The organism is Azospirillum sp. A23 (genome assembly GCF_042938965.1).
Taxonomy (GTDB): domain Bacteria; phylum Pseudomonadota; class Alphaproteobacteria; order Azospirillales; family Azospirillaceae; genus Azospirillum; species Azospirillum melinis.
In genome coordinates, this window is the sequence record NZ_CP170666.1 from 493321 (window position 1) to 505486 (window position 12166).

Consider the following 12166-nt stretch of genomic DNA (forward strand, 5'->3'; position numbering starts at 1 on the left):
TGGCAGGGCCAAGCAATCGACCATTGGTTGCCCGCAGGGTCAACCCGCCCACGCTGCAACCCACCCCAGCGACCGTGGGGACTCGTTACGCGAAGGAGGAAAGCTGCAAATGCCGGGCAGGCGTCTGCCGGTCAGAGGCACTCGCTCAGCGCAACCGCGTTGCGCACGCTTTGGACGACCTCGGCAACCCTGTCCGGGTCGATTGCGTCGCGGCGCGCACCGCCATGGCATAGAGCACCACGGAAGCCGAGGATCGACGGGCCGAGCGCCGCCAGCGGACCGATGTCGGCGAGCCTCAGCGACCCCGCCAATCCGGCCAGCAACCCGGCCTCTTGCGCCTGCCCGATGAAAGCGGCCAGCCTGTTAGCCGACAGATGATCGCGCAGGGTGCGGCCATCCTTCAAGCCGGTATCGAGCATCACACCGGCAAAGCCTGCATCGGCCATGGCGCGGACCAGATCGGGGGTGGGATCGGTCAGGTCGGCCAGGATGACGCCGACCAGGGCGGCGCCGCCACGTGCCCGTGCTGCCGCGGCGATGCAGGCAAGCGGATCGCCTCCGGCCATGATGCCCATCTTCACGATGTCGACGCCGGTGGCCGCCGTCCGGGAAACCGCCGCCGCTATGGTTGCCGGGTCCATGACCAGGTCGCCGATGGTGGCGCTGACCGGTCTGCGTCCATCGACCGTCCGCAAGCAGGCGTCGATGATGCCGGCCGGCAGCGCACCCAGGGCACCGTCATCCGGGTTTTTCAGATCGATCAGGTCGGCCCCGGCCGTCACGGCGATCCCGGCTTCCTCGGGATTGGTCACACTGGCGAGCATGCGGATCATGAGGACACCTGTTGTTTTGCCATATCGTCCGCAGCGGGGCCGGCGGGCGGTTCCGCCGCAAGACTTTCGGACCGGAAGGCCGCCACGCGGTCGCACAGCCAGCCCCAAGCCTCCCGCTCGCGGTCTCCGGCGGTCTTCTCGATGGCGATGGCAAGGTAGGCCATTTCCCGCTCCACCTTCTCCCAGGGCAGCATATGCAGCCGGCTGCACAGGATCGCCGCTTCGATCACGGCGGCGGCGGCACGGTTGTGGCCCTCGAAGGGCCGATGCGCCTCCCGATGGACGGTCCGGCAATGGAAGCGCGGGCGCACCGGGTCGGCCTCGATCCGGACCACCTCCACCTCCCAGTGGGCGAGGCTGTCGGCCAGACGCAACCCGGCGATGGCGGTTGCCGGGACCAGCGGCCAGTCCCGCCGTCCGGTCAGGCAGCCGGCGAACAGGCGTGCATCGTCGGTGAAGTTGATCACGGCCCGGCCGGTGGCTTCGAGCGCGTTGAGCGTGACGGAGGGGCGGAAGGGGGCTATCACCAGATCGTCCACGGTCCGCGTCACCCCGAAGGGGGCGATGTGCGGGGTTCCGTCGGCGCCCAGCGTGGTGACGATGGTTTCGAGGATCATGATGCCTTTCCGCAGGCCCGCCGCCGCTCCTGCAAGGTCGTGCCCGCCGCCTTGAAGCCGTGGGGGGCGCTGCCCGACTCGTCTTCCGGCGGCTCCTCCACCGTGCAGCCCCAGGCGAGATCCTCGTCCTGGACGTAACGTTTGCCGAGCTGCCAGGCGAGGAAGGCCTTCTGCAACTCCACTCCCATGTAGAAGGCGTGTCCGCCATCCTCCGCCAGCCCGAGCAGGGGATAGAGCTTGTAGGGATCGGTCGCCACATGGTGGCCGTCGCGGTTGTAGACATGGACCCCGTCCTCCGCCACCTCGACCCGGAAGGAGCGGTCGCGGATGTTGCGGGCGGTTTCCGCGATCTCGGCCGGAGTGACGGCGAAGGGGCGGCGGTCGCGCAGGGCCATCAGCCCATCGTCGATGCCCTTCGGCAGGCTGCCGCTTTCCGCGGCGGCATGCATGATCCGCCGCGCCCGGTCGGCCTCGCGCACCGCGGTGCGGGCATGCGGGCTGACCTGAAGGGTGAGGACGGCGCCGATCGACAGTTCCGACACCATGCCCATCAGCAGTGCCGTTGTGCCCGTGGTGTCGGCGTCGGTGAGTTCGGTCAGGTTGCCGATGCCCATCAGCATCCCGATGTCGGGATAGCGGCGGCGCAGGGCGTGATAGCGCACCACCGAGTCCGTGAAGCCGTAATGGATGGGGTCGAGCACCGGGTCGGCCAGGAAACGCCGGCCGTCGGCCCGCAGCCGGTCGACGGCGCGGCACAGCGACTCCAGGTCCCGCGGCTTGGCCGGAACCAGGATCGGGGTGGCTGCCGTCCGCTCCAGCACCCACAGCGTGTCCTCGCTGAGGCTGAGCAGGTAGGAGGCGCCAGCCGCCGCTCCGCGCAGCAGTTCGTCGGGGTCGGCGCTGTCGACGCTGACGCTGTGGCCGGCGGCGACCAGGGCGGAAACGGCAGTCTCCAGCCCCTCGAACCGCTCGCCCGGCTGGCAACCGAGATCGATGACGTCGGCGCCGTCGCGGCGCAGCCTTGCGGCGGTCTCCAGCAGATTGTCGACGGAACGGCGGGGCGCGTCGACGATCTCGGCGAAGATCGTCACCGCATGGGCGCTCAGGTCGGCCTGTGCCGCCCTCCCGCCGAGATAGGCGGGGATGTCGCGCAGCTCCTCCGGCCCGCGTTCGAAGGCGACGCCGAAATGAGCGGACAATGCCGCCAGATCGCAGCGCGTCCGGCCGGGCAGGAGCACGCGCGCGCCTGGAGGCGGGGGCGGCAGGCGGCGCCTGATCAGCTCCTCGGTCATCAGCGCGGCGACGCTGACGCCGATCTGCACCACGTCGAAGCGGAAGGGGGCGGGCGCCATGCCGTCGAGCATCGCCCGCAGACGCGGCTCCGCCAGCTTTCCGGTCACGAAGACGAGGTGGTCAGACATTGCAGACGCGCCTTCAGCGCGGATTCGAGTTCCGGAACGGTTTCGACGACGGTGGTCGCCTCGAACCCGCGCAGCCGTTCGACATTCTCTAGGTCGATGCGCCGGGGATAGACCGGCACCATGCCGTGCGGCGCCTCGGTCATCATTTCCGGCGCGGTGTCGCAGGCGAAGACGATGCAGGGCACCCGGCATTTGCCGGCCTGGGCGAAGGCGTTGGTCGGCAGCGTGTCGGAAATCCCCTGCACGCATTTGGCGACCGTGTTGGAGGTCGCCGGACCCACCACCAGCGTGTGGTATTCGCCGAAATAGAACCGCCCGATCTGCGGGGCGCTGGCGGCCCGGTCGCGGAACAGGCGGGTGCCGGGAGGAAAGTTGCCGTCGCGGCGGCGGTACATGCGCATGACCTCTTCGGCCGCCTTGCTGAGGAAGACGTCGAGCGGCGCCAGCCGCGCCATCAGGTCGAGCGTCTCCTTGATGTAATGGCCCGACCCGGTCAGCGCCCAGGCCAGCCGCGGCGGCACCGGCGGGGGAGCGATGCTGTTCATGCCCGCACGCTGGGCACAGGCTCGACTTCGGGGCAGCGTAGCAGGGCGCAGCCGGGGGTGGCGCGGCCCGCCAGCGCCTCCTCCATCAGCAGGTGGTTGTCGCGGTGGATGCACCAGCTTTCGCCGGCGAAACGGGCGCGCCAGAGCGGGAAGGCCGCATCGACCAGTCCGTCGCGGGCCAGCGACGCCGCGTCGGTCGCCGCACAGGGGCAGGGCCCCGACTTGACCAGCACCAGCGCCGCCGCGTCCAGCTCCACCGCCAGCCATGCCGCGAGGCTGTCGGAGGTGACCTCCCAGCTCTCGGCGATCTCGGGCTGGTCGAGCGCCATGGCGGACGGCAGCCACACCGCCGGCATCCGCGCCCGGATCAGCGACCGCAGCCGCTCCCGCGTCGCCGCCGTTTGCAGGGTCGGGCAGATGCCGTGCAGCATCAGCCCGAACTGTTCCATCGCCAGCAGGGCCATGCGGTGGGCGAGCCGGTCATCGAAGCGCCAATTGTCCTGGGCGTCGCGCACGGCGTCGGCGAAGGGCCCGCCGCCCGGCACGATGACCACGGGATGGAGATGGCCGGGCCGGGCGATCAGATCCAGCCAGGTTCCCAGCCGGTGCCAGTCGGACAGGCTGCCGCCGATCTTGATCACCCAGGGCCGCGCCGCGGGGGCTGGGGATCCGTCCTCAGGCGATGCGTTGGCCGTCATCGGGTCAGATCCGCCGGTCCGCCATCGCCAGCGGGCGGCGCGACGCCGGCAGGGATTGGCCCGGCATCTGGTCGCGGGTCCGCTCCAGCCGGATGCCTGGCACCGCGACGCCGTCGTAGATGTCCAGCTTCGCCACCGACACGCGGGCCGACTGCACCTGTTCGTGGGCAAGGCACATGCGGGCGATCTTTTCCGCCAGCATCTCGACAAGGTTGGTGTGTTCGTCCATCAGGATCCGCTTCAGCCCGGACAGCAGATCGTCGTAGGACAGCACATCGCCGATGTCGTCTGAGAACTGGGCGCCGTCCTGACGCACCTGCAGCAGCAGGTCGATGCGCACCCGCTGGGGCGCGTCGCGCTCATAATCGAAGACGCCGATCCGGCAGGGCAGGACGACGTTTTCCAGGAACAGCTCGTAAAGGCCGGCGGGGATGGTGGACGGGCCGGAGCCGGCGGCGGTCAGGCCACGCGCGCATTGGGCGGAAAGAATCGCGTCTAGCATCGGTGCCGTCCTCCTGGCTGTTGTCCGGCGGGGCCGAGCGTGGATCTGGTGTCGGGCGGGCCGCATTCATACCTTACCGACATCCGGGGGGCGGCATCTGTTCGAAAGCGACAGCAATCTGGCGATTTCCGCCGCCCCATGCCTGTTTTCCCCCATCCGGTCCTGCTTGACCTTCCGCCCGCCCGCTGCGGCATCAGGTCAGGCCGGCGAACTCGTGCGCGGCGGCGAGCGGGCTGTGCCGCTGGCTCTGGCGGTCGCTGCGCGGTGCGATGCCGAAATGGTCACGGTAGCATTTGCTGAAATGGGTGGCGGAGATGAAGCCGCAGCTGATCGACACCTCCATCACCGACATGCGGGTCTGGCACAGCAGCTGCCGCGCCCGCTTCATCCGGAGGCCGAGATAGTATTTGGCCGGCGAGCAGTTCATGTATTTGCGGAACAGCCGTTCCAGATTGCGGCGGGATTGGCCGAGCTCCGCGGCGAGCGTCAGCAGATCCAGCGGTTCCTCGATGTTGGCCTGCATCACCGCCACCGCGGCGTGGAGATCCTCGTGGTCCAGCACCGGATTGGCTTGCAGCTCCTCCTGCTGGCGGATGCTGCCGGCGCGGATCTTGGTGTGCAGAAGCTGCTCGGCGATGTCCATCGCCAGCTTCTCGCCATGACGCGCGGCGATCAGATGCAGCATCATGTCGGTGGCGGCGGTGCCGCCCGCGCAGGTGAAGCGGTTGCGGTCGATGGTGAACAGCTCGCCCGTCGCTTCGATCTCCGGGAAGGTTTCGGAGAAGCCGGCCATGTTCTCCCAGTGGATGGTGCAGCGGTAGCCGTTCAGCAGGCCGGCGCGGGCCAGGATATGGCTGGCCGTGCACAGGGCGCCGAAGGCGATCCCCTGGGCGGCCGAACGCCGCATCCACGAGAACATCGCCCTGTCCTCGTACCAATGGCCGCCGATGCCGCTGCACACCATCACGGTGGACAGCGGCGGGCAGTCGGCGATGGCGTGGTCGACGCAGATGCCGATGCCGTTGCTGGCCCGCTGAACGCCGCCGGTCGGGGAGAGCAGCACCCAGCGATACAACTCCTTTCCGCTGATGTGGTTGGCGAGGCGAAGAGGCTCAACCGCCGCGGTGAACGCGATCATGGAGAAATCGGGAACCAGGAGAAAACCGATGGTGTCGGCCTGGGAAACGCCGGATTGCTGCTCGTTGCACTTCATTGTCCCGTGCCCCTCTTCCGCTTTCCTGTTCGTATCGTGGGTCGCGAATGGTCGGCGAACACGCTGTTTACCCGCGGCCTTGTTTGCAGTGGCGGCCGCGTTCGGACGGGCGGGGGATCGATCCCTTTGCGCACCATCAAGTTTTTATGACAAGCAGCCTACGCAGGTCGGGCCCCTGCGACATTGAACAAAGCGGACATAATCCTTGAAGGAGCGCGACGTTGACCGAGTCGGGATTGTTTTTCGTGCAAATCATCCCGAGAATCGAACAATAGCACCATCCGGTGGAGCAACCACGCTCTCTCTATGAGGTAGCCCCTCTTGGCGTGAACGGCCACCGCTCGCCGACGGTCGGCGAGCGAGCCTTCACAGGCAGGCCAGAATCTCGCCGCGCCCACCGAATCCACGGTCGCCCAGCCAGCGCCGCGCGCGCCCGGTCAGTCCCCGGCAGGTGGGCGGCGCTTCGTTAAGCCCCGACAGGTGATTGTCCAAAAGCGACAGGAAGGGCAGCTGGTTGAGGCCGCAGTCGGCAAAGCCCGGCAGCGGATCGATCTCGCCGCGGAACAGGATTGTGCCGTTGCGCATGCCATGGCCGGTGAAGGCACCCGGCCTGCCGCCGATCAGCAGGCTGCCGGCAGTCATGTGCAGTGCGCCGTAGGCGCCGGCATCGCCGCCGACGGCGATCAGCCCGCGGCGCATGCGCTCGCCGGCGCGGTCGCCGCATGCGCCATGGACCAGGATCCGCCCGCCGGTCATGCCGGCCCGCTCGCCGGGGAGGGCACCGCCCAGCTCATTGCCGGCGTCGCCCCGGACGATCAGCTCGCCGCCGCGCATGGACGCACCCGCTGCCAGCCCTGCCGATCCTTCCACCAGCAGGGAGCCGCCGCTCATGCCGGTGCCGGCGCGGTGGCCGACCGGTCCGGCAACCCGGATGGTCCCGCCGGTCATCCCCGCCCCGACGAAGTCGAGCCGCTCGTCGCCCTCCAGTTCGACGATGTCGCCTGGGTTGCCCGACAGGTCGAACAGGTCGCCCACGACAACATGTCCCCGGCCGAGCCGCAGAGGCAAGGCGGCGATCTCCGACAAGGCCAACTCCGCCAGCCGGTGCGGCAGCAGGGGGGAGGCGTCGATGCGGCCGGTCAGCGGGCCTCTCAGACGGAAACTCAGCACGCTCATGGCAGCAGCTCGTGAAGGTGGAAATGGTGGCGGCCCAGCTTGCCGCCGTAATTGCCGGCGGTGACGCCCCAGATGCCGGAGCCGCGCCCGCGTTCGATCAGGCATTTCAGCCCGGCCGTGGTGGCTGCCGCGACGTCGGCGGCGGTCAGCCCGTCGATGACGATCTCCAGCACCGATTCGACCTCGGCCGGCAGGCGGGAGCGGGGCAGGCCGCGCAGGGTCGGGCAATAGGCATCGTTGGTCGAGGCCGGCATGCCCTTGTACTTCGCCCCCACCTTGGAGCCGGAGCGGACGACCCCGCCGGGGAAGGGCAGCACCACGTTGGGCACGGCGCGCATGGCGTCCGCCGCCGCTTCCGCCGCCTCCAGCGCCGCCATCCGCGCATCGGCGAGGATCAGCAGGTTACCGCCGCCGACCGCGGGCACGCTCCAGCTCGATTCCTCGCACAGGAACTCGCCGTCCATCACTGGGATGCGCCAATAGCGCCGGCCGGCCAGCAGCTTCGACATCTGCTGGCCGTCGCCGAAATAGCGCAGCTTCCGGCCCAGCGGGATCAGATCCTCCTTCGCCCCGCGCGGCACGCCGGCAAAGCAGGCGGTGCCGGGGCAGGTCAGGATGCACTGGCCGACGCGGGTCTCGACCTGCTTTCCCAGCACGCTGCGCCCGGTGGCGAAGAACAGCAGGGACACGCCGGGGCGCCCGTCCGGGGTTTCCTCCGGCGCCAACTCCCGCTCGATCCCGGCTTCGCAGCCACAGGCGATGACCGAGGTGGCGAAACCGGTGGCAGCCCCGCCGGCATGGCGCGCCCAGGCCGGCGTGTCGGCGGTCACGATCAGCCGGGTCGCCTTCATGTCGAAGGCCTCGGCATAAGTGTTTTCGATATGGATGCCGTTCAGAAGCATGGGTCGGACGCCGTCAGGGTCGGAACGATGGACAGGCCGCCGCGGCCATGGTCGAGGATCTCGCCGTCCGCGATGCGGAAGTTGCCGAGCCGCACGGTCTGGTGATCCTCGAACCAGGGCTTCAGCCGCCGTTCGATGGCGGGGTCGAACTCCGGCCGGACGACGATGGTGTCGCCCCAGCCGGTTGCGGTCAGCCGGCCGTTCCGTGCCACCGGCCGGCCGTTCTTGAACACCCAGGCTGGGGCTGCGAACATCGCCTCGCGGTCGGGCAGGTCGTCATAGACCACCACGTCGGCGACGGCGCCGGGGCGCAGGTGGCCGCGGTCGCGCAGCCCCAGCACGCGGGCGGGGCCGGCGCGGGTCATGATGGCGATCTCGTCGAGCGTGTATTCGCGCTCGATGGAGCCGAGCCGGCTGTGCGCGGCGACATCGGGATTGATCCGCGCCAGCTGCTCGTTGCGGAAGCTGCGGTCCATCAGCAGCCGGATCAAATGCGGATAGCTGGTGAAGGGGCCGCCGTTCGGATGGTCGGTGGTCAGATAGACCCGCCAGGGATCCTCGATCAGCAGGAACAGCTCCAGCCCGATCGCCCATTGCAGGGCGTTGACGAAGGCCTTGTCGCGGTAGCGGAACGGGACCAGCCCGCAGCCGCCGTCGCATTCGATGTCGGTGCACACCCATTTGCGCGGGCTGGCGAGGCCGCTGTTGCGGAACTGCGACATGATGTCGGCCGACGCGGTGATGGTCTGGCCGAAGATGATCTGGCCGACATCGACCGAGATGTTCGGGCTGCGGTTCACCGCTTCGGCGATCTCGGTGGCGGCCGAGGAGAAACGGCGGTCGCCCTCGGTGCCGTAGCTGTGGAATTGCAGATGGGTCAGGTGGGCTGGCAGCCCGTCCAGCGCGGCGATGGTGTCGCGCGTCACCGCTTCGTTGCCGGGGATGCCCAGATTGTTGCAGTGGACGTGCAGCGGATGCGGCACCCCCAGGTCGGACAGGGCGCTTGCCAGCGTGGTCAGGATGCGGCGCGGCGTGATGCCGTAATGGGGATGCGCCTCGTCCAGATCCAAGCGGCGCTGGTTGAACTTGAAGGCGCTGATGCCGCCGGGATTCACCACCTTGACGCCGACCGCCTGGGTGGCGTGCAGGATCCAGGCGACATAGTCGTTGACCTCCGACTGCGTCGCCCCGGCGGCCAGCCGTTCCAGCAGGAAATCGTCGTTGCCGAGGACGGCGTAGCAGCCCTTGTCGATGATCGGGATGTCGGCCAGTTCCAGATGGGTGTGGCGCGCGTTGGAGGGCAGCATCGCCGGCTCGAAGGCCGCGGTATAGCCCATCTCGGCATAGCGGTAGCCGGTGACGAAGCTGGACGGGGTGAACAGGCCGCTGCCGGAGCGGCGCAGCCCGTCGGGGCCGCTGGCGTGCTCGCGATGCTCCTCCGGGAGAAGCAGGCGGGCGAGGTTTACCTTGCCGCCGCCGATGTGGCTGTGGATGTCGATGGCGCCGGCCATGACGATGCGGCCGTCGAGGTCGATCACCTCACCGATGCGGGCGTCCTCCGGGGGGGCTGCCGCGATGCGGCCGTCCTTCAGGTACAGGTCACGCAACCCGCCGCCGTCGGTGCTCACGGTTGGATCGCAGACGCGACCGCCGCGCAGCAGGGTATAGGCGTCAGACATGCGCTGTCTCCCGAAACGGGACAGGGGAGGCGGGGAGGCGGTCGAGCAGGGCGCTCAGCACCGACGCGGCCGACGGCAGCGTCATGGCGGTCGTTCGCAAGCGGCGCAGAGGCAGGGCGGCAACGCCGTCGCCGCGGTGGATGCTGCCGGAATGGTCGAGGCCGGGGATGGCGACCGGGATCAGCACCTCCGGGTCGCGGGGCAGCGGCTGTCCGGGGCGGGCCAGCACGACCATCGGCTTGCGGGTGTCGGGCAGTTCCGCGCCGTTCAGGGCCGAAAGCCAGACCAGCGCATCGACCTCGTCGCCTGCCAGCAGGCTTTTCAGCCGGTAGCGCAATGGATCGTGTTCCGGCGGGCCGGCCCCCAGGCGGGAGCGCAGCGGCACGCCATACTGCCAGGCGCACACGTAGTTGGCGCCCAGCGCGTTGCCCTTGCCGCCCAGCGGCAGTCCGGCACAGCGGGTCGAGGCGTTGGCGGTCACGACCAAGCGGTTGAAGGCCTCGACGGCGACATCGCCGGCTGCCGGGTCCAGCGTGGCGGCGATCCAGCCGACGACGCCGAAGCGCGCTTCGCGCAACGCTGCGGCGACACGGGCGAGGTCCTCCATCGCGATACCCCCCACCCGATCGCCGCGGGGTGTTTCGCCGGCCAGCAACTGCGACAGGGCGGCGGCGATGGCAGGGGCGTGCGTCAGGTCGGCGGTCAGGCGTTCGAACCCGTCCGGTGCCGGGCCGTCGCCGGGACCGATCAGGAAGCCGCGCGCCGCGCCGGCATCGCGGAACAGGGCTGTCGGCGGGCGGACGATGCGGTCGAACAGGCGGGGGGCATGGCGCTCGAACTCGGTTCCGAACAGGACGAACAGGTCGGCACGGTTGCGAATTTCGCCGAAGGTGGCGGTCATGGCGCCGGTCACTTGGAGCGCGCGCAGGCCGTGGAACAGGCTGTCGGACGCGGCGTGGTCCACCACCGCACCCAGCCGCTCCGCCAGCGCCAGGGCCGCGGAGACTCCCTCGGTGTCGGCGGCGAGCCCCCCGACAGCGGGAGAGGCCGCATCGCGCAGCAAGACCGCAGCGGCGTCCAGCGCTTCGTCGAGTGGAACGGCGCGGCCTTTGATAAAGCAGTGGGCCGGCAATGTCGGAAGGGCGAACAGGGTGCGCGCCCGTGCGCAGCCGTTGGCGGTCACCCTGAGCTGTCCTGTGCCATCGCGTGCGATTGCAAGGTCATCGCAGGCCATTGCGCAGAATGGGCAAACAACATCGCTCATGGGCGGTGGGAGGTCGCTCCCGCCGAGTCCATAGTCCATATCCCAAACCCCGCGCATGATGTCGAGTGTGGAAGGTTATATTAAATAATATTAGACATGAAATGTCAGTTCATATCCTTTACGGAAATGAATAAATCGGATCCGATATTTAGGGATTTTCAGACTATAATTTATTTTCTGTTGTTGTTCTCATTGATTTTGTCGCCGTCAATTTTATTATGTGCGAAAGGCGGCTGGTCGCCTTGGCTTTTGCGACAGGTAGGCCATGATTTGCGGCGAACAGCGCATGACGGTCGACACGGTGCGGGTGGAAGTGCCCGCCCGGCTGCATCTTGGGTTCCTCGACATGGAAGGCGGGCTGGGCCGGCGCTTCGGCAGCCTGGGCCTGACGCTCGACGGGCTGGGAACGGAACTGATGCTGATGCGCGGAAGGCCGGGAGGCGATCTCTCCGTCAGTCCGGCCTGCCGGGCGACGGACTATCTCGACCGGCTGTGCGGTACGCTGGATTTGGAAAATCGCTTTTCCCTGAGGCTGGGCCGGACAATCCCGTCCCATTCCGGGCTTGGGTCGGGCACCCAGCTGGCTTTGGCCGTCGGGGCTGCCCTGTCGGCGATGACCGGCCGGTCGTTGCCGCCGCGCCGGGTCGCCAGCCTGCTCGACCGGGGAGCGCGCTCGGGCATCGGCGTCGGCGCCTTCGAACAGGGCGGCGTCATTCTGGACGGCGGCAAGGGCGCGTTGGACGAGCCGCCGCCGGTGATCAGCCGCATGGCCTTGCCTGAGACGTGGCGCATGCTGCTGGTGTTCGATGACGCCAACCGCGGCCTGTCCGGCACGGCCGAGACGGTCGCCTTCCGCGATCTGCCGCCCTTTCCGGCGGACAAGGCGGCCTATCTGTGCCGGCTGGCGCTGATGGTCGGATTGCCGGCGCTGGCGGAAGGGGATGCGATGCGGTTCGGCGCCGCCGTGACCGAACTCCAGAGCGTGGTCGGCGATCATTTCGCCCCGGCCCAGGGTGGGCGCTTCAGCAGCCCGGATGTAGCCGAGGTTCTGCGGTGGCTGCCGTCGGCCGGCGCCACGGGGGTTGGGCAGAGTTCCTGGGGGCCGACCGGCTTTGCCATCTTCGGCGATGTGGCATCGGCGGAGCGGGCGGCGGAGGGGGCGCAGGCGCGCTGGCGGACGCGGCCCAACCTGCGTTTCGTCATCTGTCGGGGGCGGAATCACGGTGCGGTGGTGGAGACTTTCTCTGATCGAAGCGCAGTCGCTGCCGGATATGAAACAGTCGCAAAAAAGACAGCGTGAATTTGTAAGGTGAAAG

12 protein-coding genes are annotated in these 12166 nt (G+C 68.7%); 1 reads left to right on the forward strand and 11 read right to left on the reverse strand.

Translation table 11 applies throughout. From position 1 onward, the window contains the following. Nucleotides 1-131: 131 nt before the first annotated feature. From ABNQ40_RS11230 to ABNQ40_RS11280, 11 genes are all read right to left on the reverse strand, one after another. Nucleotides 132-833, reverse strand: coding sequence for a (5-formylfuran-3-yl)methyl phosphate synthase (locus ABNQ40_RS11230; RefSeq protein WP_109047606.1), 702 nt, complete (start codon nt 831-833; stop codon nt 132-134). Further along, nucleotides 830-1450, reverse strand: a complete 621-nt coding sequence (locus ABNQ40_RS11235; protein ID WP_109047607.1) for a DUF447 domain-containing protein — start codon at nt 1448-1450, stop codon at nt 830-832. The genes ABNQ40_RS11230 and ABNQ40_RS11235 overlap by 4 nt, the downstream gene beginning before the upstream one ends. Beyond that, nucleotides 1447-2871, reverse strand: coding sequence for a DUF6513 domain-containing protein (locus ABNQ40_RS11240; RefSeq protein ID WP_391346545.1), 1425 nt, complete (start codon nt 2869-2871; stop codon nt 1447-1449). Before ABNQ40_RS11240 ends, ABNQ40_RS11235 begins: the two co-directional genes overlap by 4 nt. Next, complete coding sequence (locus ABNQ40_RS11245) at nt 2847-3416, reverse strand: flavoprotein (protein WP_109047609.1); 570 nt, start codon at nt 3414-3416, stop codon at nt 2847-2849. The genes ABNQ40_RS11240 and ABNQ40_RS11245 overlap by 25 nt, the downstream gene beginning before the upstream one ends. Continuing rightward, nucleotides 3413-4114, reverse strand: a complete 702-nt coding sequence (locus ABNQ40_RS11250) for a uridylate kinase (RefSeq protein WP_247879507.1) — start codon at nt 4112-4114, stop codon at nt 3413-3415. Before ABNQ40_RS11250 ends, ABNQ40_RS11245 begins: the two co-directional genes overlap by 4 nt. A gap of 4 nt (nt 4115-4118) precedes the next feature. Further along, nucleotides 4119-4616, reverse strand: a complete 498-nt coding sequence (locus ABNQ40_RS11255) for a dihydroneopterin aldolase (protein WP_109047611.1) — start codon at nt 4614-4616, stop codon at nt 4119-4121. A 193-nt stretch (nt 4617-4809) separates the two neighbouring features. Then, nucleotides 4810-5829, reverse strand: a complete 1020-nt coding sequence (locus tag ABNQ40_RS11260; protein WP_109047612.1) for a GlxA family transcriptional regulator — start codon at nt 5827-5829, stop codon at nt 4810-4812. Between the two features lie 366 nt (nt 5830-6195). After that, entirely contained in the window at nt 6196-7005 is an 810-nt protein-coding gene (locus tag ABNQ40_RS11265; protein ID WP_109047613.1) for a formylmethanofuran dehydrogenase subunit C, read from the reverse strand. Continuing rightward, entirely contained in the window at nt 7002-7907 is a 906-nt protein-coding gene (fhcD, locus tag ABNQ40_RS11270) for a formylmethanofuran--tetrahydromethanopterin N-formyltransferase (RefSeq protein WP_109047614.1), read from the reverse strand. The genes ABNQ40_RS11265 and fhcD overlap by 4 nt, the downstream gene beginning before the upstream one ends. Then, nucleotides 7898-9586 (reverse strand): formylmethanofuran dehydrogenase subunit A, encoded by a 1689-nt coding sequence (locus ABNQ40_RS11275; RefSeq protein WP_109047615.1) that lies wholly within the window; start codon nt 9584-9586, stop codon nt 7898-7900. Before ABNQ40_RS11275 ends, fhcD begins: the two co-directional genes overlap by 10 nt. Continuing rightward, nucleotides 9579-10769 (reverse strand): formylmethanofuran dehydrogenase, encoded by a 1191-nt coding sequence (locus tag ABNQ40_RS11280; protein ID WP_247879508.1) that lies wholly within the window; start codon nt 10767-10769, stop codon nt 9579-9581. Before ABNQ40_RS11280 ends, ABNQ40_RS11275 begins: the two co-directional genes overlap by 8 nt. A gap of 367 nt (nt 10770-11136) precedes the next feature. On the opposite strand from ABNQ40_RS11280, the gene ABNQ40_RS11285 reads away from it, so the two are divergent. After that, entirely contained in the window at nt 11137-12150 is a 1014-nt protein-coding gene (locus ABNQ40_RS11285; RefSeq protein WP_247879509.1) for a beta-ribofuranosylaminobenzene 5'-phosphate synthase family protein, read from the forward strand. The last annotated feature ends 16 nt before the right edge of the window (nt 12151-12166 follow it).

Bases quoted from the DNA above. Each gene is read 5' to 3' on its own strand.
- ABNQ40_RS11255 (WP_109047611.1), bottom strand. From the start codon at position 4,616: ATGCTAGACGCGATTCTTTCCGCCCAATGCGCGCGTGGCCTGACCGCC.
- ABNQ40_RS11245 (WP_109047609.1), bottom strand. From the start codon at position 3,416: ATGAACAGCATCGCTCCCCCGCCGGTGCCGCCGCGGCTGGCCTGGGCG.
- ABNQ40_RS11275 (WP_109047615.1), bottom strand. From the start codon at position 9,586: ATGTCTGACGCCTATACCCTGCTGCGCGGCGGTCGCGTCTGCGATCCA.
- ABNQ40_RS11285 (WP_247879509.1), top strand. From the start codon at position 11,137: ATGACGGTCGACACGGTGCGGGTGGAAGTGCCCGCCCGGCTGCATCTT.
- fhcD (WP_109047614.1), bottom strand. From the start codon at position 7,907: ATGCTTCTGAACGGCATCCATATCGAAAACACTTATGCCGAGGCCTTC.
- ABNQ40_RS11240 (WP_391346545.1), bottom strand. From the start codon at position 2,871: ATGTCTGACCACCTCGTCTTCGTGACCGGAAAGCTGGCGGAGCCGCGT.
- ABNQ40_RS11250 (WP_247879507.1), bottom strand. From the start codon at position 4,114: ATGACGGCCAACGCATCGCCTGAGGACGGATCCCCAGCCCCCGCGGCG.
- ABNQ40_RS11235 (WP_109047607.1), bottom strand. From the start codon at position 1,450: ATGATCCTCGAAACCATCGTCACCACGCTGGGCGCCGACGGAACCCCG.
- ABNQ40_RS11230 (WP_109047606.1), bottom strand. From the start codon at position 833: ATGATCCGCATGCTCGCCAGTGTGACCAATCCCGAGGAAGCCGGGATC.
- ABNQ40_RS11265 (WP_109047613.1), bottom strand. From the start codon at position 7,005: ATGAGCGTGCTGAGTTTCCGTCTGAGAGGCCCGCTGACCGGCCGCATC.
- ABNQ40_RS11260 (WP_109047612.1), bottom strand. From the start codon at position 5,829: ATGAAGTGCAACGAGCAGCAATCCGGCGTTTCCCAGGCCGACACCATC.